Here is a 23,805-nt window from a genome sequence, read left to right as displayed (position 1 = left end):
TCTGGTAGAACCGGGAACTTTTAAAATCATGGTTGGAGGAAGTTCTGATAAAGGTTTGCAGAGTGGTTTTGAAATTAAAGAGTAAAAAGGGTTTTGCCACAAAGGTACTAAGACACTAAGTTTTTTTAATCTCGCAATCCCGATAGTTGTTGGCAGTAAAGATTTTTGAATAGCCCCTAGCTTCAGCTAGGGGAATAAGATTTGAATAGGAACAGGGCTTTAGCCAAACTTTGTAGGTTTGGCTAAAGCCCTGTTTTATTGTGGTTATGTTTTCATCCAGCTAAAGCTGGACGCTATTGATTTGCATATTGTAGTTTGTTAAGTATTTGGATGTTAGTATTTTATTGTAGGAAAAATATTTTGGTTTACGCTTTTGCCTTATCTTTGATAGACAGCCATTTAAATATTTTTTAATTGGCAATCCAAGGTAAGCTGAAAACTTTATAGAGTAGGCAAGATTTTAAAACAGTATTATGGAACATTCTTTATTTAAAAAAGTGAAAGCAGCAATTGATTATTGGTACATTCCGTTATTAGTGGGAATACTTTTTGTAATCATCGGATTTTGGTCTTTTGCTACCCCTTTAAAAGCATATTTAACATTGGCATTTTTATTTAGCGTGTCGTTTCTGGTCAGCGGAATTTTTGAAATTATTTTTGCACTTTCAAACAGAAAAAAAATAGACAATTGGGGCTGGACGCTGATCTCGGGAATTATAGGTTTAGGAGTTGGAATAGTATTAATTGCTAATCCGTTAGTTTCAGTAACACTTTTGCCACTTTATGTTGGATTGGCTATTTTGTTTCGCTCTGTAATGGCTATTTTTATGGCTTTTAATTTAAAAAGCTATTCTGTTCCAGATTGGAAAAATCTTTTAGGATTAGGGATTTTGGGACTATTGTTTTCATTTTTGTTATTATGGAATCCTGTTTTTGCAGGACTTTCAATAGTATATTGGACTGCTTTTGCTTTTATCGCAAGCGGTATTTTTTACATTTATTTTTCTTTCAAACTGAAAAAACTACACGATTTAGCTTAAAAAATAAAGTTTGATTTAGCTTTTATATTAACAATAAATCCGACCGATCTCAAAAAACGGTCGGATTTATTGTTAATATGAATTAATAAGCACTTAGTAAATTTCTAGAATCATTAGTTCAGTATTAGTTATAAACGATTCGATTATATGCTTTTTTGAGAACAAAATTTCAGCTATTTGTTTAGTGTTTTTATTGAAAGTTTTTAGAATTATAACTTTTGGAGGGGCTCCTTTTAAAAGTAATAACTTTTCAAAATCATCATCATGAGTCAAAATAGTGAAATTATTTGCTTTTGCAAATTCCCAAATCTCAATATCTTTTGCCGGTTGATTTACGGGAATATCATTAGCATGTAAACAATTGAAAAAAGTATTTTCTACTAGTTTAATTATTCTCCATGAGATATTTGCATCCAGAAGTAACTTCATTATGCGGCTATTATTTTCGTAATATTTTCTCTGTTAGCAGCAAAACTTAACGCAGCAAGAATATGCTCTTTTTTTAATTCAGGAAAATCTTCAATGATTTCTTCAAAAGACATTCCTGTAGATAACCATGAAAGAATATCAGAAACACAAATTCTGGTTCCAGTAATTATAGGTTTGCCAAACCGAACATCTTGGTTTATTGAAATTAAATTTTGCCAGTTATTTTCCATAATTTTATTATTTAAACAAATTTACAAAAATTAAATGCGAATTTGGTTTTAAATAGCATGGTTTGTTTTTACCTTTAAAATCTATTAAAATTCCAACTTTTAAATTAAAACAATGAAATATAACAGATGCGGAAAAAGCGGTTTGCTGCTTCCTGAAATTTCTTTAGGATTATGGCATAACTTCGGTTCGGTTGATAATTTTGAAAATGCCGAAAGCATTGCTATTGAGGCTTTTGATAAAGGAATTACTCACTTTGATTTAGCAAATAATTATGGTCCAGTTCCAGGTTCTGCTGAGGAGAATTTCGGAAAAATATTATGGCATAATTTTCAGGGAAATCTACGCGATGAAATCGTAATTTCTACGAAAGCAGGTTATACAATGTGGAAAGGTCCTTACGGAGATTGGGGCTCCAGAAAATATCTGCTTTCGAGCTTAGATCAGAGTTTGAAAAGAATGAATGTCGATTATGTAGATATTTTTTACTCACACCGTCCAGATCCAGAAACGCCAATTGAAGAAACCATGATGGCTTTAGATCACGCTGTTAGAAGCGGAAAAGCTTTGTATGTTGGGATCAGTAATTATTCTGCGGAACAAACGAGAGTTGCGGTTGATGTTTTAAAACAATTGGGAACGCCATGTTTGATTCATCAAGCAAAATATTCGATGTTGGAGCGTTGGGTTGAAAATGGTTTGTTGGATGTTTTAGAAGAAAAAGGAGTAGGCTGTATTGCGTTTTCGCCTTTGGCACAAGGACTTTTGACCGATAAATATTTAAAAGGAATTCCTGAAAACTCACGAGCTCATAATCCGAATGGGCATTTAAGAGAAGATGAGGTTACACAAGAACGTATTCAGAAATTAATTCAATTGAATGAAATTGCTCAAAATAGAAATCAGTCTTTAGCACAAATGGCTCTGGCTTGGCTGCAGAAAGACAAACGAATTACATCGGTTTTAATTGGTGCAAGTTCTGTAAAACAATTGTGTAATAATATTGATTGTTTACAGAATACAGAGTTTTCGCATGATGAATTAAATGCGATTGAAAAAATTCTAGCGTAAAATGCTATTTGTAAAATGTGAAATGATAAAAAAGGAGAACAATTTGTTCTCCTTTTTTTATTTGATAATCATCGCCAATCCGCCTCCGCTTGCTAAATGATATTTTAATTTCGTAGTTGAATCAACTGTTACAATTTCTTTTTTGTAATCAGTTGCAGCTTTATTAGCATTTATTCCATCTGAGAAAATCTCGGCTTGGAATTTTTTGCCTTTTTCAAGGAAAGAAAAATCAATTGCTACTTCTCTAGAATCCCAATTTGTAATTGTTCCTAAGTACCAAGTATTTCCTTTTCTTCGGGCAATTGAAACATATTTTCCAACTTCACCATCAAGTGCGATAGTTTCATCAAAAACAGTTGGAACTTTAGCTATAAAATCGGTGCTTTCTTGTTCTTTCATAAAAGCTGTCGGACTGTCGGCCATCATTTGTAAAGGCGCTTCAAAAATCGTGTACAATGCCAATTGATGACATCTTGTTCCTTGACTCATTGGTGTCGAATGACTTGGTTTGAATTCGCTTTTTGTAGCATTTCGCATTGCGCCAGGCGTATAATCCATTGGTCCAGCCATCATTCTAATAAACGGAATCGTGCAATCATATAGCGGAACATCATCATTTGGTGTCCATTTGTTGTTTTCTAAGCCTTTTACACCTTCAAAATTTAAAATATTTGGATAAGTTCGTTGAATTCCAGTTGGTTTGTACATTCCGTGGAAATCTAGAATCAATTTATAATTTGCCGCTTTTTGAGCAATATCGTAAACCGAATTGACCATTTTGGCATCATCGCGATCTAAGAAATCAACTTTAAAACCTTTAATTCCTAAATTGGCATAATTCTTTAAAATTCCATCTGTGTTTTTAGTCAAAGCCATCCAAGAGCTCCACAAAATAATTCCAACATTTCGTTCTTTTCCGTATGTGATCAAAGCCTCTAAATCGACATTAGGATTATGCTTCATAATATCTTCTTCCAAACTCCAACCTTCGTCTAAAACCACATATTCAACTTTATTCTTAGAAGCAAAATCAATATAATATTTATAAGTCTGCGTATTAATTCCGGCTTTAAAATCGACATTGTAAATATTCCAATCGTTCCACCAATCCCAAGCAACTTTTCCGGGTTTAATCCAAGAAACATCTTTAATTTTTGAAGGTTCAGCTAATTTCTGAACTATATCATTATTCGCTAAAGCGGCATCACTTTCAGAAATTACAATTGCTCTCCATGGGAAAGTTCTTGTTCCTTTTGTCTTCACCAAATAATCGGCTCTTTCGGTAATTAATCGGTTGATATTGTTGAATCCGCCATTGGCTTCTTTTAATGGATATTTAGAAAAACGAGATTCAAAACCAGATTTGTTTTTATTATTTGTAACGAATAATCCTGGATAATCTTCCAAGTTAGCTTCCAGAAAAACAGCTTTTTTATGATTTTTGTATTCAATTAGAAATGGTAAAAATGCCAAAGTATCTTTTGCAAATTCACTGATTTTCTTATTTTCGTAATGTGCTTCAAAAGAAGAAATATAAGGATCTTTCGGATTTCTTAAATCTCTTACATAAGGCATTAAAGTGCTGTAGTCTTTGTCAAAATTTAAAACAACTTCTTCTGATTTTATCGTAATATCTTTTTTCTTTTTGGTAACGAATCGATACGCAGCTCCATCGTCAAAAACACGAAACTCAATACAGAAATCATTCTTAAAGTTTAAAGTCAGTTGATTATAATGATTTTCAACCGATTTCTTTTTATATAATGGTGTTTCAAAAGAAGTATTTACAGTTTCTTTTTTTGAATTTAAAACAATAGGATTTTTTCCTAAAATCTTATTTTCATCCAAAGTTAAAGACATTTCTGAAGGTGCCAGAATCAAATCTTTTTGATGTAAAACCGACCATGAAATTTTATCACTCACAGCAATTTGAACTTCGATTTTTTCATCAGGAGATTTTAGAACAAAGCTTTGTTTCTTTTGGGAAAAAGAAAGATTTAGAAATAATAAACAAAAAAGAATAAATGTATTTTTCATGCTGTGTTTTTTATCAAACTTTGATTTTGTTATTCTGTAGAACGCACTACAGTGCGTCTACAGAAAATAGAGATGAATAATTCTTTTATTTCTTTAATTCTGAATTGTATTTTTTGACAATTTCTAATGTCGATTTATCTCCATTAAAAACAGAGTTTAAACCTTGTGGTTCTTGAGGAGGATCTGTTGTAAGTGGTTCGCCAGGATTCCATTTTCCGTCTGGATGAATCGCTTTTCCTTCACCGCCATAACCCCAGAAATTTGCTGCTCTTAACGGGCCATTATTTTTAACGCTTTCTGCAACTCGTCCAAAAATATAGCTGTAAAACTTATCTCTGTAAACAGAAGAAGCACCAGCATTCAGATTTTCATTTTCTCTCGGAAGACCAAATTCTTCAATAATAATTGGCCTTTTCAGATTATTAGCTACTTTAATGTGGTCGTCAATATATTTTCCAGCATTTTCGATTGTTGCAGGCATTGTAGCTTCGGCATTATCAGCTTTAAACCAATTCCAGTTTTTAGGCCAAATGTGCATGGTTAAATAATCAATATTCGGATTTTGATGTGTTCTTTCGAAGATTTCCATGCTGTCGTTAGAACTGTTTTTTCCTTCAGAACCCGTAGAAACCAAATGATTTTTGTCTAGACTATCAATTAAATCCACAATATTATTGAGCCATTTCGTGAATTTTACTTCATTTTCAGGCGTAAAAGTTCTTGGTTCGTTTCCAACCTGCCACGCCATAATTGTGTTGTCTTCGTTGTATTTCTTTTTAGAATAAGAATTTGTCCTTCCGATAATAAACTTTACATGATTGTTTAGTGCTTCCATGCATGGTTCGCAGCTGTGAAACTGTTCTGTATATGACATAAACTGAGGCCAAGTATTCGGCGGAATATTTGGAATCGGAACTGGACCTTTGCCATTCCATTCCAAATATTGCGACATTCCGCCCGACCATTCCCAGTTATTCGTTAAATACAAAACGGCATACATATTTCGTTTGCCCATTTCGTTAATCAAGAAATCTAAGCCATCGAGTAAATCTTCATCATATTTTCCTTGCTCGTATTGCAATGCTGGGCGAACCGTAAAATCGTATTTTTCGCCATCAGCACCAACTAAAACACGTAAATTATCAATTCCGTTTTTTTTCATTAAATCCAATTCGCGTAACAGCCTTTTTCGGTCTCCTATTTTTTTAGAAGCCAACATACTTCCGTACCAATAATTGGTTCCGATATAAGCGTAGGGTTTCTCGCCTTTGTAAAATTGGTTTCCTTTTACGGTGATTTTTTCTTGAGCATTACATGCAATTGCTGTAAAGATTAAGGCTAACGAAAGGGTTTTAAAAAATCTGTTTTTCATAATTTATATTTTAATGGAGCTAATCCTGCTATCCGTTACAATCTTTTATGCTGAACCCCAGCATAAAAGGATTTTCACTCCTATCAGGGCTAGGGCTTTACGTTATTTTAGAAGTTTTGAATTCAACCTGAAACAAAAAAAGTTATTTCGGCATTTCATACATCTTTGGCAAAGAATTCACCAAAGCCGATTTTGTTTTCAAACTATAAGTTTTAAAATCTGCTGTATTCGAAACCGAACCATTCGGAACATAATAACCATCAGTATTATTGTTCCAAAACATTACATAACTTATCTGAATGTCATTTTTGGTCAAAGCGTTATATAAGAGTGAAGAAAACCAATCGGTAATGGCAGGAGTTGTGCTAGTTACACGATAACCTGTTTCGGTTAAGGCGGCGATTTTTACTTTCGCTTTAGCGTAATCAGAAAGAATTTTAAGTTTTGTATTTGCTCTGTCAGATCCCGTTTGTCCTTGATTATTGAAGTCTCCGTAATTATCCATTCCGATAATATCAACATATTTATCGCCTGGATAACGGCTTAAATAATTGGCTTCAGTTGTATAAGAGTTGTCGGGAGAAAAAGCATATAAAATATTATGAACGCCTTTTGTGTTTTTTAAATAATCAACTGTAAACTGATAGGCTTTTTTATATTCATCGGCAGTACAAAAATCGGCGCCCCACCAAAACCAGCTTCCATCAAATTCATGAAAAGGCCTAAAAATTATCGGAATCAATTCGCCATTTGAACCTTTTAAATTTGAAACTACACTGGCAACTTTATCTAGTTTTTTCTTGTACCATTCGTTGTTTGCTCCACCAGGAAGAATGCTTCTAAAAGCGGTCGATTTTTGCTCTGAAGTCATATCGGCTGTGTAGAAAGAATCTTCGTTGTAAGGTTCTCTCAAATGCCAACTAAAAGTGTTGATTATTCCTTTCGCGTAAGCGGCCTTTGTATCGGCAATAATTTTTTGTTCCTGCTGATAAAACCAATTATTGCTTTGCTCGTTATTGTTTTTATCGGTAATAAACATAAAATCTGAACCCAGAACTGCTGGATCAAAACCTGTGTTTTTTTTAATGTCAGAATCTCCGCCAGCATCTTGATAAAAGCTATTGAAAGCATCTTGCTGACCGATTGCTGTTTTGGTTTGTGCTAGTCTTTTTAAGTTATAAAATAAAGCAACAGTTTCTTTTGTAGCACTGGCATCGACGATATAATTTGCCGCATTTGATGTCGTTAAAGGATCGTCTTGCATTGGCGGATCAACAATTACTTTGCCAGGGTCTTCATTGTCTGAAGAACAGCTCATAATAGTTAAAATCGAGAGGCTGAGAAATGCTATTTTAAGAAATGTTGTTTTCATTTTAGTCTTTAATTCGATTAATAAGCTCTAGGCAAGCGCGGCCGTTATGATATGGGCATTTCCAAAATCCAGCTTTGTCTTTTTTCATTGTAGAATAATCCTCATAGATGCCCCAGAACCATTCTCCGTTTTGATGATCGATCATGTGTTTCTTTGTGAATTTCCAGATTTTGTAAACAATGTCTAGATATTCTTCTTTATCAGTTAATTGATATGCATTGTAGAAACCAATTAATGCTTCTGCTTGTGGCCACCAATGTTTTTCGGCAATTAATTCTTTTTTTTCAGGATCGTATTCGTACCATAATCCACCATCAAAGTCAAGGCCTTCTTTAGTGGCTTCGGCTATCTGAATGGCGTATTTTTTAAAATTGGCAATTAAGGTTTCATTTCCTGAAATTTCTGCACATTGCTGTAAAAGCCAAGCAGCTTCGATATCATGTCCATATGAAATCACATCTGGCTTTTCATTCCAGTTTTCATCAAAAAACAAATGTAAATGCCCTGTTTCTGGATTGATAAAATGCTTTTCGATAGTTTCTAATAATTCGATAATATCGTACAACAGTTTTTCGTCTTTCCAGACTTTATATAAATTCACATAACCCTCAATAATATGAAGATGCGTGTTCATGGTTTTCTTTTCGTTGGCATCTTTTGCACTTAAACGCAAATCTTCAATTGGTTGCCAATCTCTGGTAAAAGCTTCAAGGTAGCCTTTATTTATAGGATCGTAGCTGTGTTCTTGAATTTTGGCGTATAAGTTTTTAGCCAATTCTAAAGCTCGTTCTTCTTTTGAAATAGCATAATATTCAGATAAGCCATAAATAGCAAATGCTAAAGCATAAATTTGATTTTTGGTGTCTTTTGGAGTTTTATCCTCATTTATACTCCAAAAAAGACCTCCAAATTGTGTGTCATAAAAATAAGCTGCGAGAAATTCGAATGCTCTTTCTGCCAGTTTTTTGTGGTTTTCGTTTTTTGTGGTTGTGTAGCTGGCAGAGAATGTCCAAAGAATTCGGGCGTTTAAAACCGAACCTTTTTCTGTATTCGCAATAATATGATCGTTAAAATCGATTTGACCAACAAAACCTCCATTTTGGTCGTCAATAGTACGCTCCGACCAATATTTTAGAATGGAATTGAGTTCTGCGGTTAATTCCGATTTTAAAAGCTTTCTTTGTAATGACACGGTATTTTAAATTGCGTTATTTTTTTCGATTTGTTTAATAATGGTTTGCACAGAACCTGCAGAAATAAAAGTATCTGGTGGAGTATTTATTACATAATCTACAAGTTTGTCTACAGAAGAAACCGCTACGTGCATGCGTGTATCTGATGAAGCGTAGTAAATATAAACCGTTCCGTCTTGGTCTTCGATCCATCCGTTAGAGAATAAAACATTCGAAACGTCTCCAACTCTTTCAATTCCTTCAGGTCCCATAAAATGTCCAGCTGGAACGTGAGTTACTTTCGAAATATCATTTAAATCGGTCATGAACATATACAAGGTATAGCGTAAGCCAGCGGCAGTATTTCTAACTCCGTGTGCTAAATGCAACCAGCCTTTTGAAGTTTTAATAGGAGCAGGGCCAAGACCATTTTTCAATTCGTAAATCGTATGATAATGTTTGCCAAAAATGATTTTTTCGTCTTTTACTACAGGATTTGCCATATCGTCAACATATCCTAAACCGATTCCGCCACCTGATCCAACATCGATAAAACCATCTTGCGGACGCGTGTATAAAGCATATTTTCCGTTTACAAATTCTGGATGTAATACTACATTTCGTTGTTGTCCCGTATTTGAAATTAAATCTGGAAGTCTTTCCCAATTTACCAAATCTTTAGAACGAACTATTCCTGCATTGGCTACTGCCGAACTTGTATCTCCTTTTGGCGCTTTTGGGTCTTTTCTTTCGGTACAGAAAATCCCATAAACAAATCCGTCTTCATGATGGATTAAGCGCATATCGTATACGTTTGTATCTGGTTCTTCTGTCTGTGGAATCACACATGGTTTATCCCAAAACTTGAAATTATCGATTCCGTTTGGACTTTCTGCGATAGCAAAAAACGATTTTCTGTCAATTCCTTCTACGCGAACGGCCATTAAATATTTGCCATTCCATTTCATTGCTCCAGCGTTGAAAGCCGCATTCATACCGATTCTTTCCTGTAAAAATGGATTAGATTCTTCGTTAAAATCGAAGCGCCAATTTAATGGAATATGTTCTGCTGTAACAACTGGATTTTTATATCGTTCGTATATTCCGTTTCCAACAGTTTGCTGAGGCTCGTTTTTTTGTTCAAGCAGCGTTTTATGTTGTTTTTCTAATGCCAATTTTCTTTCTTGAAAAGTGGCTGAAGATGTTATTGTTGTCATATAAATTGATTCTTTGTCTTTGTTTTTTAATGATTTCTCTTTTCGTTTAAATCCTGTTCTATAATCTGTAATTTTTCTTCTGATAGAGGGTAAAATACTATGAAAGCTACTGACACCGCAGCCGCAATTGCGGGTAGAATACTGAGCATTAATTGAATTCCGTTTTGAGCTGTTGCTGTCTGCTCGACATTAGCTTGAAAACCGTAATAGCCTAAAAGCCATCCCGCTCCAGCGCCACCAATCGTCCATCCGAATTTTTGTGACATTGACGAAGCTGAGAAAACCAATCCTGTTGCTCTACGTCCTTGTTTCCATTCCGAATAATCGGCACTGTCGGCATACATTGACCAGATTAATGGGAAAATACATCCGGCACAAATACTGATTAAAACTTGGAAACTCATGATTAGGAAAATATCTTCTTTTCCGAATACATAGAAAATCAGGCTTAAAATGGCAGCCAAAGTCATCGCTCCGAAGAAAGTTTTTTTCTTGCCAATTTTATTTGCAATTGGCGTTGCAATGATTACTCCAATGATGTTTGCTGCTTGTCCTAAAACCAAATAAATTGAAGTTGGAGTCATATGGAAATCGGTTCCGAAAAGTGAAAAATCGAAGTTTATAGTACTGCTTACATAATACTTGAAATAGTAAACTGCTGCGCCATCACGAATAGAATTGAAAACTAATGCGCCAATTCCTGCTCCAAGCAAAATCCACCAAGGTCTATTTTTTAGAAGATCTTTTAAATCTTCTTTTAGGTTATTTTGTTCATTTTCAATTGGTTTAATTCTTTCTTTAGTGAATAAAAAACAAGCCCAAAAAAAGATGGTTGTGATTAATCCGAAAATGGCAATTGTAGCCAGCCAACCAGTTTTTGAATTTAAATTTCCACCGAAATAATTTACTAACGGCTCAATTAGCCAAAGCGCTAAAAGACTTCCTCCAAAGGCAAAAACCATTCGGTAAGAAGAAAGTGTATTTCGTTCTTTTCTGTCAGAAGACATTACGCCCAAAAGTGATGCGTAAGGAACATTGATTAAAGAATAAATCATCATCATTAAGGAATATGTCACATAAGCATAGATGATTTTTCCTTTTTCGTCAAAATCAGGAGTGTAAAAAGTTAGAACTCCAATCACGGCAAAAGGTATTGCTACCCAAAGTAAATAAGGTCTAAATTTTCCCCATTTGCTTTTGGTTCTATCAGCTAGAATTCCAACAATTGGGTCAAAGCAAGAATCCCAGATTCTAGTAATTAAAAACATAGTTCCTACTATGGCAGGCGCTAATCCGAAAACGTCGGTGTAGAAAAATAACAGATACATGCTGAAAATTTTCCAAAACATAGATGAAGCAGCGTCTCCAAGTCCGTAACCAATTTTTTCTTTTAAACTAATTTTGTCGTGCATTAGATTTCTTTTAAAGATTGTAATTTATTTTGGGGCGATTATTTTAATTTTTTCTGAATGTCTTTCTCAAAGATTGTTTGGTCGAGATTGTAAAAATCTATAAAATCTTTCTCGCTTACTTGTCCGTTAAAAGGAGCGTAGTAATGCATTTTTTGTTCTTTTTCTTGCCATCCGTGATTTCTCCATAACAGGACATAAGAAATTTTATAATCTCCAATGGCTTTCAATAAAGTTCCTGTCCACCATTTTGGGTCTGGAACTGCTTCATAGCCAGCTTCTGCCAAAGCCATTGGTTTATGCTTTTTTAGGCTTATTTTATTCAATATTTTAAATTGGTTCTGAACTTCAGAGATGAATTTTTCTCCATTTACATCAGTATTATTTTGGTAACTATCAAAGCTTAAAATATCGACGTAATTATCTCCTGGATAATTGGTTAAGAAATCATTTTCGTTTCCGAAACTTCCTGTATTATAAACATAAATTAAATTATGAACACCTTTTTTCTGAAGATAATCAAAGGTGAATTTCCAAGCGGTTTTAAATTCTTCTGAAGTGCAATTTCCTTTTCCCCACCAAAACCATCCGCCAGTAAGTTCGTGAAAAGGTCTAAAGAGAATCGGAATGTTTTTACCATTCTTATCTTTTAAAGACAAAAAGAAAACAGCTGCTTTATCTAACCATGAAGTGAATTTTTTATGATTTGCGGCTCCAGGCAAAATTGTTTTTAAAGAGTTTGGCGCATTATCCCAAGCGTTTTTTCCTGTTGCAGGGTTGTCAAAATGCCAACTTATTGTAGAAATTCCGCCTCTTGCATTTGCTTCAATAATATACTGTTTCATTTTAGTAAAAGGTACGCCATCGATATTATTTTGACTATCATTTTCTAAGCCGGCAATATCCCATCCATATACAGCAGGATAATCACCAACAACATCTTTTATATCGCTTCGCCCGTCTTCATACTTCCATTTAACGCCATAAGCCAAATCATCCTGATGTCCGAATAAGAACCCTTTTTGAGTTAAAGTGTTAAGTTCTTTATATAAAGATTTAGTTTCAGTTGTTGCTTTTTTATCTGAAAGTGACAAATTAGTATTACTAGTGCTTTTTTGAGACATACATGAACTTGCTATTAGAGTTACAGTCAAAAGCGTTAAAAAATGTTTTTTCATCGAAAAATATTAGTTGATTGTTTAGCTAAAAGCTGACTAAACAAGAGTTTATAGTTTTTATAATATAGCGATTTTTTTACCCAAAATTCTTTATGTTATTATTGTTAAAATTATTAAAACTATAAAAAGTTATTTAATAAAAAATGATTAATGTTTATTATTAATATTCTTTTTAAAGAAATGATAAATTAACTTTTTCAAAGATAAACGGATGATTATACTGTAATTAATATTATTTTATCAATTATATATCATATTATTGCAGTCAAAAAAGACAAATATTGTTTTCCTGAAAATAATTTTTAAGATGGGTAGTACGAAAAATTTTTATAGAGAAATAGCACCGCTTGCTGCGAGTGATAGCTTTTTAGTTTTTGATCGCGTGAAAGATAGTTTTGATTTTCCTGTTCATTATCATCCAGAATTCGAGATCAATTTTATTCAAAACGGAAAAGGAGTGAAGAGAGTTGTAGGAGATAATATTGAAGAAATCGATAATGTTGAATTGGTTTTAATTGGTCCGAATTTATATCACGGTTGGGAGCTAAATAAATGTACAAGTAAAAAAATACACGAAATAACAATTCAGTTTCATAATGATTTATTTCATGAATCTTTGTTGTCAAGACGTATTATGAATCCGATTCGAGATATGTTTAATAGATCGATTCACGGAATTCTTTTTTCGAAGAAAACAGCAGAAGAATTAACGCCAAGGCTTGTGAGACTCTCTAAATTGGATGGTATGGATTATTTTCTTGAAATAACTTCTTTATTATATGATCTTGCCAATTCTAGAAATCAGCGTTTGCTTTCGACTTATACGGTAGACTATGATACTTTTGATGATTATGATAAAATGAAATTGGTTTATGAGTATGTGCAAAAACATTTTGCTGAAAAAATCACTCTAGAAGATGTAGCAAATGTGGCGAGCATGTCGATAATCTCTTTTAATCGATTTATAAAAAAAAGAACGGGAAAAACTTTTGTCAATTATATAAATGATATTCGTATTGGTTATGCTGCGCGTTGGTTGGTTGAGAAAGATATGAGTGTTTCTGAAGTTGCTTTTAAATCTGGGTTTAATAATATTGCTAACTTCAATCGCAGTTTTAAGGCAACAAAAAATTGCACTCCAAGTCAATACCGAGAAGAATTTTCAGGTCTAAAGCGCATTTTATAGTGATACTTTTTTGTCACTACTAAATATTATTTTTAACGAAAACGTTTGATTTTTGGGTTTTCGTTGTTTTTAATTCATTGTTTGGGTTTTTGAGAGTGGTGTAATTGAGAATAATTTAAAATTTTAATGGTTTTATTTTCATATGTGTTTTTTTAATCGTCTCTGGTAAAAATATTATCATTAAATGATATAATACTATTGATTTGATAACCCTCTCTGTTATAGATTTGTTAAATAATTTAAAACGTAAAAATTACCCTGGCATTTGCTTTTAGATTATAGAAAAAAACAAATTTAACTAACCAAACACTTATTATGAAAAAACTAATGACTAGCTTCATTCATTGGATGGCTGACCACAGAGCCGTTCCTTTGATATTATTTTTGTTACTGACTAGTAATTTTATTACGGCTCAGGTAAAGGTTTCGGGAACTGTATCTGATGAAAAGGGATTATCTATACCAGGTGCCAATATCGTAGTTACCGGTACAAAGAAGACGGCTTCGACAGACTTTGATGGAAAATATTCCATTGAAGCACCTGCAAATTCTACTATTTCTGTTTCATTTATTGGATATGTTGCACAAACAATCAACGTTAAAAACGGAGGAACAGTCAATGTTGTTCTGAAGCTTAGCGCCGAAGATTTGCGTGAGGTTCTAGTAAACGTAGGATATAGAAGTGTAAAGAAAAAGGACTTAATGGGGGCTGTTTCTACAGTAACCTCTAAAGATTTTGCTGATACTCCACAAGTGTCTGTAGATCAATTGTTACAAGGACGTGCTGCAGGGGTTTCAGTTACGAATAACTCTGGTCAGCCTGGAGGTAGTGTTTCGGTTAAAATACGTGGAACGACTTCTATTTCGGGAACAAATGAGCCATTGTATATCATAGATGGTATTCCAATTTCTGGAGATGCTTCTAATACTAACACAGGTGGTTCTATTGTAACTGGTTACTTAGGAACAAATACAGGAAACGTTACTTCTAGCCCTATTGCATTTTTAAATCCAAATGATATCGAGACAATGGATATTTTGAAAGATGCATCTGCAACCGCAATTTATGGTTCTAGAGCGTCAAACGGAGTTGTAATTATTACAACAAAAAGAGGTAAGAAAGGCTCAGGAAAGATCACTTTTGATTCCTTCATGTCTATTCAAAATGTTACACGTTTATTAGATACGATGACTTTGAGCCAATATGCAGCACAGCAAAATGCTTTAGCAGGGGTTTATGGTGTAACGCCTAGAGATGAGTTTGCTGTTCCGTCTGTTTTAGGTAAAGGGACAAACTGGCAAGATGAAATTTATAAAACAGCAATAATGACTAACCATCAGATTTCTTTCTCAGGAGCAAAAGATGGTACGACTTATTATATTTCTGGAGGTTATGTAAATCAAGAAGGTATTGTGATTGGTTCTGGATTTAAAAGATATAATTTTAAAACGAACGTAGACAGTAAAATAAAAGATTGGCTGACTGTTGGTGTTTCTATTGGAACAGGTATAACTAACGAGGATATTACAATTAATGGGGCAAGTAACGGTATTATTAGTACATCTATTTTATCTACTCCAGATGTTGCGGTAAAAGATACTAATGGTAATTATGCTGGTCCACCAGCAGATGGATCAATCGGAGTTTGGATTAATCCTGTAGCTTCGGCTTTGATGAATACTAATAAGTTGATTAAAAAGAATTTCCTTGGAAACTTTTATGCTAATTTTAGAATAGCAAAAGGATTAGAGTATCGTTTTGATTTTGGAGGATCTACTAATATTGATAATTTCGAAGGGTTTCAACCTACTTACAAATGGGGATCGGCAGTTAGAGAAACTAATTCGCTTGTTGAAAGAGCTAACAATTGGTATGGTCTGAACGTTAAAAACGTTTTAACTTACAAGACTGATTTAGACAAACATCATTTTAATGTATTAGTTGGTCAAGAGGCTAATGATAGCCATTGGAACGGAAACTCACAATCGGTTTCAGGCTTATTAAGTAATGATATCCATTCTATTAGTTTAGGAGATCCTGATACAGTTGTAGCTTCAGAATATAAAGGAAGTTCTTCTTTATACTCTTTCTTTGGATCTTTTAATTACGATTTTGATAACCGTTATGGTTTGCAGGCAACAATGAGAGCTGATGGAAGTTCTAATTTTGGACCTGGCGAAAAATGGGGCTACTTTCCTTCTGTTTCAGGTTATTGGAAACTTTCAAACGAAAAATTTATGGAAGGCACTAAAGAGTATATTGATAATATCAAATTTAGAGCTGGATATGGAGAAACTGGAAACCAAAATATTGGTGGTGCAGGTTATATGAGTACAGTTCGAGCAATAAAATCTGCAATGGGGAATTTCTTTACTGTAAATAATATTGCAAACCCTGGTTTAACTTGGGAAACTTCTAAACAAACTAACCTTGGTCTAGATTTTACACTTTTTAATTCTAAACTTCAAGCAACGGTTGATGTATATAGAAAAGAATCGGAAGGATTTTTATTTGTTTTACCATTACCTTATTATGTTACTGGTACAGATGCTTATCAGGGAGGTCTAGGAGCGCCGAATGTGAATTTAGGAAGCTTAAGAAACCAAGGTCTAGAGGTGACTTTAGATTACACTAATAAGTTTGGGAAAGATTTTAAATGGAATTCAAAAGTAATATTCTCTGCAAATAAAAATAAATTATTGAGCTTACAAGACAATTTTGATTTGACAAAAGATGTAATGCTTAATGATTATACTACTAAAGCAGTTACCAAAACAGTGGTTGGTCAGGCAGTTGGTCAATTTTACGGATACCAATCTGTTGGTATTATTAGAACCAATGAGCAATTGGCAAATGCACCAATTCCTTTTACAGGAAATAAAGCTGTAAAAAGTCAATTAGGAGATATTGAATACGTAGATCAAAATAAAGACGGCTTAATTGATGAGAAGGATTTAACGTACATCGGTAATCCGCAACCAAAATTCACTTATGGATTCAACAATACTTTCAATTATAAAAATTTAGATTTAGGAGTCTTTTTACAAGGATCTTACGGAAATAAAGTAATGAATTTAACTAGACGTGCTGGTACAAAAAACCAACGTTTGTATGAAAATCAATTGGCTGAAGCTGCAGATTTCTGGACGCCAGAAAATCCAAATGCAAAATATCCAAGGCCTGATGGTGGAGACGGAAATCCAAACATTGCAATTTCTGATCGTTACGTAGAAGATGGATCATACTTAAGAATTCAGCAATTAACTTTTGGTTATAGCATGCCTTCTGATGTTATTTCGAAAGCGAGTATTAGTAAACTAAGATTTTACTTAGGTATTCAAAATCTTTACACATTTACTAAATATACAGGTTATGATCCAGAGATCGGATCATATAATCAAGATCCATTATTATCAGGAATTGATTCTGGGCGTTACCCAACCAATCGTAGTTTCACTTTTGGATTGAATTTAGAATTTTAATTACTACTCTTATGAAAAAATATATCAATATAAAGACATTCGTTTTATTCTTGACACTAGGTTTGGCAACTACTTCTTGCAGCGAAGATTTCTTGGATCGTCCATCTGAAGATAGTTACAGCAGTGACCAGTTTTATAATAGCGACGAGCAAGTGGCACGTACTACTTATGGTATGTATGGAGCAATGTGGGCACCTTATTATACCAAAAATTTTTATGCATTATCTGAGTTGTCGTCAGGAAACTGTTTAGCTTATGCAGATGGACCAGAACTCATTCAATTTAAGTTAACTTCTGACAGTCCAATTTTATTAGATCCTTGGAGAGCTTGTTTTGCAATTGTGGCTCAGGCTAATAATTTAATTAATAATATAGAGAAAAATGCTACTTCAGCTGTGAGCCGCGATGTAATTAAAAACACAATTGCCGAGGCACACTTTTTTAGAGGGATAGCTTATTTTTATTTAGTTCGTTTGTACGGGCCAGTGCCGATTATTGAAGATAATTTAGCTTTAGCAAAAGACCCGTTAGTTAATACAAATAGAATTGAAGATGTGTATACATTCATTGAAAACGACTTCAAATTTGCGGCGGCAAATCTAAAATCAAAAATCAGATCAAGATCTGCTAGTGGAGACAATATTTTTGTAACGCAAGGTTCTGCAGAAGCATTTTTGGCTAAAGTGTATTTGTATGAAAAAAAATATTCAGATTCTAAATTAATGGCTGAAAAGGTTATCAATTCAGGAGAGTTTGCTTTGTTGCCAAATTTTGCAGATTTGTTTTTGACTAGTAAAAATAACAACGAAGAATCAATTTATTCTTGGCAATGGTCTGGTGCTATAAACACTTATGGAGGAGGAAACTTTTCTAATATTCAATATGGTTTAGATATTTTAAATGATAATGCATCTTATGGTGCTACATACGTGCCAAGTAACGATGTGCAAGATGCTTTTGAAATAGGCGATTTAAGAAGAAAAGAATCTTTTATGGTTTATGGCGATTCTTATCCTAATCTGAAAGCTGACGGGCAAGTGGGCTTTGTAGTAGATAAAGATAAGTACGGAGATATATTAGCAAATACTGGTGCTGCGGTTAAAAAATATGTTGTAGGACAAGCAACTAGCGAAACAGGCCCAGCAGATTCGTGGGGAGGAATGAATAATTGCAATTATATTATGCGTTATGCAGACCTTTTATTGATTTATGCAGAAGCAATTATGGCTGGAGCTGATGAAACTACCAATGCAGTAGCAAAAGACTCATACAATATGGTGAGACAGAGAGCAGGTCTTGGTATTTTAGGAAATAATGTTCCTTTGACAAAAGCTGCTTTATTTCACGAGAGAAGAGTTGAATTTGCTTTTGAAGGAGAATTTTGGTTTGACTTAGGAAGACTTCCGCGTCAAGAAGCAATTAATATTATTTCTCAGCAAGATAGAGGTTTTGATTCTCAAGGAGTGATGCATTATACACCAACTCCAACAGATTTTACTTATCCAAAACCAGATATTGAAGTTAGAAAAAATCCAAAGTTGAAAGAGGCACCGGTTCCTTACAATTTTAAATAATTTTTTAAAAAGTAAATCACTATGAAAAATATAAAAGATAGAATGTTATTGAAGTTGTATTTTTTGGCTTCAGTTTCAATTTTGCTGTTCGCTTCTTGTTCAAATGATGATTCTGGAGGTTCATCTGGAAAACTTGCAGTAACAGGAATTAGCAAATCTGTTATTGATGATCCTTTGGTTGAAGGAGATAGACAGGTAGATGTTCCTACAGATATTATTAATGCAGGAAATTATTATATCATTAGAGGATCTGGTTTTGCTACATTAAAATCAATTTCATTCAACGGGTTAGAATCTTATTTTAATCCGACTTTCGTAACAGATAACGCAATCGTTGTGTTGGTAGACCAAAAAACGCCATACTATAACGAAATGGATGAAATGAAGATAGTTACCAATGTAGGAACATTGAACTATAAAGTAGCTATTAGACCTCCAAGTCCTAATATTAAAGGATTTCCAATTAATCCCAATCCTGGAGATATAATTACGATTACTGGAGAATATTTTTTACATCCTGTTGTGAATTTTGGAGATACAGCAGTTGAGCCAATATCATCAACATTAACAGAAATTAAAGTACAGGTGCCAAACAATATTCAGTATAAAAGCTTATCTGTGACCAATGTGTCGGGAACAACTGTTGCGGGGCAATCTTTAGGTTCTGCAGTTTATGATGATGCTTATACTAATTTAATGAGTTATAATGGTCTTTGGCGACCAGCAACAAACCATTATGATATTGCTTATGATAAAGATGCATCTCAAGGTACAAAATGTATTAATTGGACTTCAGGTCCAGATTGGGATGGTTTATACATTGGTATTGATAAGTCTAAAGTTGATCTTTCAAAATATAAGGCAATCCGCATCAGTATTAAAGGAGCAAAAGCAGGTTCTGTGTCAGCTATTATCAATGGTAATTATGGCGCTACATATTCGCTTAAATTCGGTACAAGCTGGACTTATTTAGAAGTTCCTTTCTCTTCCGTTGGAAGTCCAACAGAGTTGTCTGAGGTAACCTTTCAAGAGACAGGAGGTTTTGGAGGAAACAATTTATTTATCGATGATATTGGATTCGTATTAAAATAATTCTGAAGGATTAGTAGAATCTATTCAATGAAATCCTTAATTAAAAACTAAAAGAGAATTTATGAAAAATATATATAATAAATTAATGCAGATTGCTGTATGTGTCTTTTTGGTTGCTACAGCTTCTTCTTGCGATAATGATATTCAAGATATTGGAGGAGCGCAACAAAATTACAATACGGCGTACGGGTTGATTTTGGCAAATACTAATTTAACTACGTTTGCAAAAGCAATCCAGTTGGCTGGTTTAGAATCGTCATTAAATACACCTGATGATTTTACTTATTTTGTCCCTAACAATACAGCTCTAGATGCTTATTTAGTAGCTAATGGTTATGTAAATGATTTGGGATATCCAGATATCAATTTAGTTCCAGTAGACGATCTAAAGCAACTTGTTTTAAGTCATGTTGTTAAAGGGGTTAAAAAAAGAGTGGCTAAACTTGAAGGTATTGAAGCTGATTATTTAACAACCGGTGATTATGCAACAATGGCAAATGCGGTTAATCCTGATCTATATTTACTAAGCATTAATGTGACTAATAATGTTTTAAAAGTTAATGGATCTGATAAAGCGGCTCCAGGACTTGATTATTATGGTACAAATGGTTTTGTAAATGTTTTGGATAATGTAATTGTCTTAACTCCTCCAGCTCCTGCAATTTCAAGTTTGTCACAAGTGTTAGCTTCTGCTGGAGATGTTATTACCATTACAGGACAAAATTTTGTAAAAGTTAAAACGGTTAAGTTTGGATCTACTGAAGCTACATTTACTGCGGTTTCTAACACAGAAATAAAAGCTACAGTTCCAGCAGATTTTGATTCATATGCCCTAATTGTTGTCGAAACTGAATTTGGAGTTTCTGCTCCAAGTGGTATAGGTCTTAAATATTTACTATACGAAGACTCTCTAAAAGGCACTGGAGGTGGCTGGGGAGGCGCAGTTACTTGGCAAAGTACTGAAAAAGTTAGTAGAGGAACGTATTCAATCAAAAAGGTAATAGGAAGTTGGGAAGGAATTACAATGAAATCTGAGAAACTTTTAAATGTTGCGGATTATCAATTTGTTAAAATGTCTATTTTCCCTACCGAAAGCACTAAGATTTTTATTAATATAAATAGTAGTGATTTATATAATTCTGATAAAGGTACGACAGTTACTTTGGTGCCAGGTCAATGGAATAATATTTCAATTCCGATCTCTAATTTGCATCCTGAACTAATTCCTGGAGGAAAATTCGATGAAATACTTATTCAAGAATTTTCAAATATAACAATCACTCCGGCTAGTACTATTTATTTAGACGATATAGGGTTTTTATAAAAATAATATTTGTTATGAGTTAGTTTGAGGTATTCCCTAATTGAGAAATTAGGGAATATCTTTTTTAAAATAGATAAAGAATGAAAAAAATAATTTTAGGGTTTCTTTTAAGTATTTCGAGTTTTACTTTTAGTCAAGGAAATACGCACACGCAACAAGGCGGAAAATTTGAAGGCCTTGCAATGACGCCTCCAATGGGCTGGAATTCTTGGAATACTTTTGCAACTAATATAGACGAAAAGTTGGTGAAAGAAACGGCAGACATTATGGTCTCTTCTGGTTTAGCAGCCGCAGGTTATAAATATATTGTTTTAGATGATGGCTGGATGACGCACGAACGGGATGCAAATGGTGATTTAGTTCCAGATCCAGAAAAATTTCCAAACGGAATGAAAGCACTTATTGATTATGTGCATAGTAAAGGTTTGAAATTTGGATTGTACAATTGCGCAGGAACAAAAACCTGTGCTGGTTATCCGGGAACAAGAGGTTATGAATATCAAGATGCTAGATTTTATGCAAAACTTGGGATAGATTTCTTGAAATACGATTGGTGTAATACAGAAGGAATTACTGCAAAAGAGGCTTATGCAACCATGAGTAATGCGCTCAAAACTGCAGGAAAGCCAATTGTTTTTAGTCTTTGCGAATGGGGAGATAATCAACCGTGGGAGTGGGGAAAACAAGTTGGAAATCTTTGGAGAATTTCTGGAGATATTTATCCTTGTTTTGACTGCGAATTCAAACATCCGGAAAATTGGTCATCTTGGGGATTCATGAAAATTGCAGATATGAGAAAAGATATCCGTAAATATTCAGGTCCAGATCATTGGAATGATTTTGATATGATGGAAGTTGGAAACGAAATGAATAATACAGAAGATAAAACGCATTTTGCAATGTGGTGTATGCTTTCGTCACCTTTATTTACAGGAAACGATTATCGAAAAATGTCTAAAGAAACTTTGGCAATTTTAACCAATAAAGAATTACTTTCGGTAAATCAAGATAAACTTGGAATTCAGGGATTTAAATTTGCAATTTTAGATGGAGTAGAGGTTTGGGTAAAACCACTTTCAGACGGGGCTTGGGCGGTGAGTTTTGTAAATAGAACTGAAACCTCAAAAAAAGTTAGTTTTGATTGGAAGAAAAACAATATCAAAGATGTCGATTTTGGATACGAAGCTGATTTTAGTAAAACAGTTTTCAAAATAAAAGATCTTTGGAAAAACAAAGAAATAGGAAATACGAAGAAAGCTTTTGTGACCGAAATAGCTTCTCATGATGTTGTTACCTTAAAATTAATCCCTTAAAGCTATATAATATGAAATCAAAGGTTTGGTATGCTGCTTTTTTTCTTTTGCTATGTGTAAATGTTTCAAAAGCACAATTCGTTAAAAAACACGGGCAATTAAGTATTCTTGGAACTCAACTTGTAGATAAAGAAAATAATCCAATTGTGCTCCGTGGTTTAAGTTTTGGATGGCACAGCATGTGGCCGAGATTTTATAATGAAAAAGCAGTAAGCTGGTTAAAAAAAGATTTTAATTGTAATGTAGTTCGAGCCGCAATGGGAATCGAATTAGGAGATTACTCCTATGTAAACGATCCTCAGTTTTCTAAAGAAAAAATCGAGGCTGTTGTAAATGGTGCTATAAAATCTGATATATACGTAATTATAGATTGGCATAGCCATAATATCAATCTTAAAGAAGCTACAGCATTTTTTGCAGAAATGTCAAAAAAGTACGCCAAGTATCCTAATATAATATATGAAGTATTCAACGAGCCAGATTATGAAACTTGGTGGGAAGTAAAGAACTACGCAGAAGAAGTTATTAAAGTTATTCGAGAGAACGATCCTAATAATATAATTTTAGTAGGCTGCCCTCATTGGGATCAGGATATTGATTTGCCTGCCGAAGATCCAATAAGAGGATATAACAATATAATGTATACAATGCACTTTTATGCCGCTACGCATGGTAAAGAATTAAGAGATAGAACAGATAGAGCTATTAAAAGTGGCTTGCCAGTTTTTATTTCAGAATCGGCAGGAATGGAAGCTTCTGGAGATGGACCGTTAAATTATAAAGCTTGGCAAGAATACATTGATTGGATGGAAGCTCGGAAATTAAGCTGGATTACATGGTCGGTATCGGATAAGGATGAAACTTGTTCTATTCTAAAAAAAACAGCTAAATCTGATGGAAAATGGAAAGACGAGGATTTAAAAGAATCTGGAATTAAAGTCCGAGAATATTTAAGGAAATATAATAAAGAAGAATAAGTCAATTTTTAGCTAAAATGCAAGTAAGCCTGCTCATATCTGAGCAGGCTTTTTTTGTTTATTATTTTCTCTTTCTCTTAAAAATATAGATGAGAAATGGGGTTGGGTAGTACTAAAATTGGATGTTATTTTTGTAAGAATAATTTCCTCGGCTCTGAAGGGGGGTATGCTGTTTTGTTTTTGTGAGTTGAAAACTATTTTTATTGTTTTATTTTCTAATACCCCTAAAATTTTAGGGGGTGTATTATTTTTTGTGTCATTTTAATGTTTGTTTTTGTAGTTTTTATCTGTTTTATTTTTGTTTTACCTTTTTAAAAATTGAAAATAACTT

Annotated in this window: 18 protein-coding genes; 9 read left to right on the top strand and 9 right to left on the bottom strand. The window is 33.7% G+C overall.

Going from position 1 to position 23,805, the window contains the following annotated elements; genetic code table 11:
- Nucleotides 1–473: 473 nt before the first annotated feature.
- Entirely contained in the window at nt 474–1,040 is a 567-nt protein-coding gene (locus JC605_RS13560) for an HdeD family acid-resistance protein (protein WP_198856705.1), read from the top strand.
- A 93-nt stretch (nt 1,041–1,133) separates the two neighbouring features.
- Here JC605_RS13560 and JC605_RS13555 read toward each other — a convergent pair whose 3' ends face one another.
- Together JC605_RS13555 and JC605_RS13550 are read right to left on the bottom strand one after the other, a co-directional pair.
- Nucleotides 1,134–1,469 carry a DUF5615 family PIN-like protein gene (locus tag JC605_RS13555; protein ID WP_198856704.1) on the bottom strand — a complete coding sequence of 112 codons (336 nt, stop codon included), beginning with the start codon at nt 1,467–1,469 and terminating at the stop codon, nt 1,134–1,136.
- A complete protein-coding gene (locus JC605_RS13550) occupies nt 1,469–1,699 on the bottom strand; it encodes a DUF433 domain-containing protein (RefSeq protein WP_198856703.1) in 231 nt (76 codons plus the stop codon). The genes JC605_RS13555 and JC605_RS13550 overlap by 1 nt, the downstream gene beginning before the upstream one ends.
- Before the next feature lie 112 nt (nt 1,700–1,811).
- Here JC605_RS13550 and mgrA point away from each other — a divergent pair, with 112 nt between their 5' ends.
- Nucleotides 1,812–2,768, top strand: coding sequence for an L-glyceraldehyde 3-phosphate reductase (gene mgrA / locus JC605_RS13545; protein WP_198856702.1), 957 nt, complete (start codon nt 1,812–1,814; stop codon nt 2,766–2,768).
- Nucleotides 2,769–2,825: 57 nt separating this feature from the next.
- On the opposite strand, the gene JC605_RS13540 is transcribed toward mgrA, so the two are convergent.
- The 7 genes from JC605_RS13540 to JC605_RS13510 all read right to left on the bottom strand — a co-directional run bounded on the left by JC605_RS13540 (nt 2,826) and on the right by JC605_RS13510 (nt 12,525).
- A complete protein-coding gene (locus tag JC605_RS13540; protein ID WP_198856701.1) occupies nt 2,826–4,805 on the bottom strand; it encodes a glycoside hydrolase family 97 protein in 1,980 nt (659 codons plus the stop codon).
- 85 nt (nt 4,806–4,890) lie between these two features.
- The gene (locus tag JC605_RS13535) at nt 4,891–6,177 is read right to left on the bottom strand and encodes a cellulase family glycosylhydrolase (RefSeq protein WP_198856700.1); all 1,287 of its coding nucleotides are present in this window, start codon (nt 6,175–6,177) and stop codon (nt 4,891–4,893) included.
- A gap of 142 nt (nt 6,178–6,319) precedes the next feature.
- On the bottom strand, nt 6,320–7,549 hold the full coding sequence (locus JC605_RS13530) for a glycoside hydrolase family 26 protein (protein ID WP_198856699.1): 1,230 nt from the start codon (nt 7,547–7,549) through the stop codon (nt 6,320–6,322).
- A gap of 1 nt (nt 7,550) precedes the next feature.
- Entirely contained in the window at nt 7,551–8,741 is a 1,191-nt protein-coding gene (locus tag JC605_RS13525; protein ID WP_198856698.1) for an AGE family epimerase/isomerase, read from the bottom strand.
- Between the two features lie 6 nt (nt 8,742–8,747).
- Complete coding sequence (locus JC605_RS13520; RefSeq protein ID WP_198856697.1) at nt 8,748–9,938, bottom strand: glycosidase; 1,191 nt, start codon at nt 9,936–9,938, stop codon at nt 8,748–8,750.
- Between the two features lie 26 nt (nt 9,939–9,964).
- Nucleotides 9,965–11,350: an MFS transporter gene (locus JC605_RS13515; RefSeq protein WP_198856696.1), complete on the bottom strand. Its 1,386-nt coding sequence runs from the start codon at nt 11,348–11,350 to the stop codon at nt 9,965–9,967.
- 38 nt (nt 11,351–11,388) lie between these two features.
- Nucleotides 11,389–12,525, bottom strand: a complete 1,137-nt coding sequence (locus JC605_RS13510) for a glycoside hydrolase family 26 protein (RefSeq protein ID WP_198856695.1) — start codon at nt 12,523–12,525, stop codon at nt 11,389–11,391.
- Nucleotides 12,526–12,832: 307 nt separating this feature from the next.
- Between JC605_RS13510 and JC605_RS13505 the strand changes: the two genes are divergently transcribed.
- The 7 genes from JC605_RS13505 (at nt 12,833) to JC605_RS13475 (ending at nt 23,474) form a co-directional block, all read left to right on the top strand.
- Complete coding sequence (locus JC605_RS13505) at nt 12,833–13,711, top strand: AraC family transcriptional regulator (RefSeq protein ID WP_198856694.1); 879 nt, start codon at nt 12,833–12,835, stop codon at nt 13,709–13,711.
- A gap of 315 nt (nt 13,712–14,026) precedes the next feature.
- Nucleotides 14,027–17,194 (top strand): TonB-dependent receptor, encoded by a 3,168-nt coding sequence (locus tag JC605_RS13500; protein WP_198856693.1) that lies wholly within the window; start codon nt 14,027–14,029, stop codon nt 17,192–17,194.
- 11 nt (nt 17,195–17,205) lie between these two features.
- Nucleotides 17,206–18,768 (top strand): RagB/SusD family nutrient uptake outer membrane protein, encoded by a 1,563-nt coding sequence (locus JC605_RS13495; RefSeq protein ID WP_198856692.1) that lies wholly within the window; start codon nt 17,206–17,208, stop codon nt 18,766–18,768.
- Nucleotides 18,769–18,789: 21 nt separating this feature from the next.
- Nucleotides 18,790–19,860 (top strand): IPT/TIG domain-containing protein, encoded by a 1,071-nt coding sequence (locus JC605_RS13490; RefSeq protein ID WP_198856691.1) that lies wholly within the window; start codon nt 18,790–18,792, stop codon nt 19,858–19,860.
- A gap of 61 nt (nt 19,861–19,921) precedes the next feature.
- Nucleotides 19,922–21,184 (top strand): fasciclin domain-containing protein, encoded by a 1,263-nt coding sequence (locus JC605_RS13485; protein WP_198856690.1) that lies wholly within the window; start codon nt 19,922–19,924, stop codon nt 21,182–21,184.
- Between the two features lie 80 nt (nt 21,185–21,264).
- Entirely contained in the window at nt 21,265–22,497 is a 1,233-nt protein-coding gene (locus tag JC605_RS13480; RefSeq protein ID WP_198856689.1) for a glycoside hydrolase family 27 protein, read from the top strand.
- Nucleotides 22,498–22,508: 11 nt separating this feature from the next.
- Complete coding sequence (locus JC605_RS13475) at nt 22,509–23,474, top strand: glycoside hydrolase family 5 protein (RefSeq protein ID WP_198856688.1); 966 nt, start codon at nt 22,509–22,511, stop codon at nt 23,472–23,474.
- The last annotated feature ends 331 nt before the right edge of the window (nt 23,475–23,805 follow it).

It is taken from the genome of Flavobacterium sp. IB48, from assembly GCF_016405855.1.
Classification (GTDB): Bacteria; Bacteroidota; Bacteroidia; order Flavobacteriales; family Flavobacteriaceae; genus Flavobacterium; species Flavobacterium ginsengisoli.
Note: the sequence above shows the minus strand (reverse complement) of the source record. Positions and strands in the feature narration are given on the sequence as shown.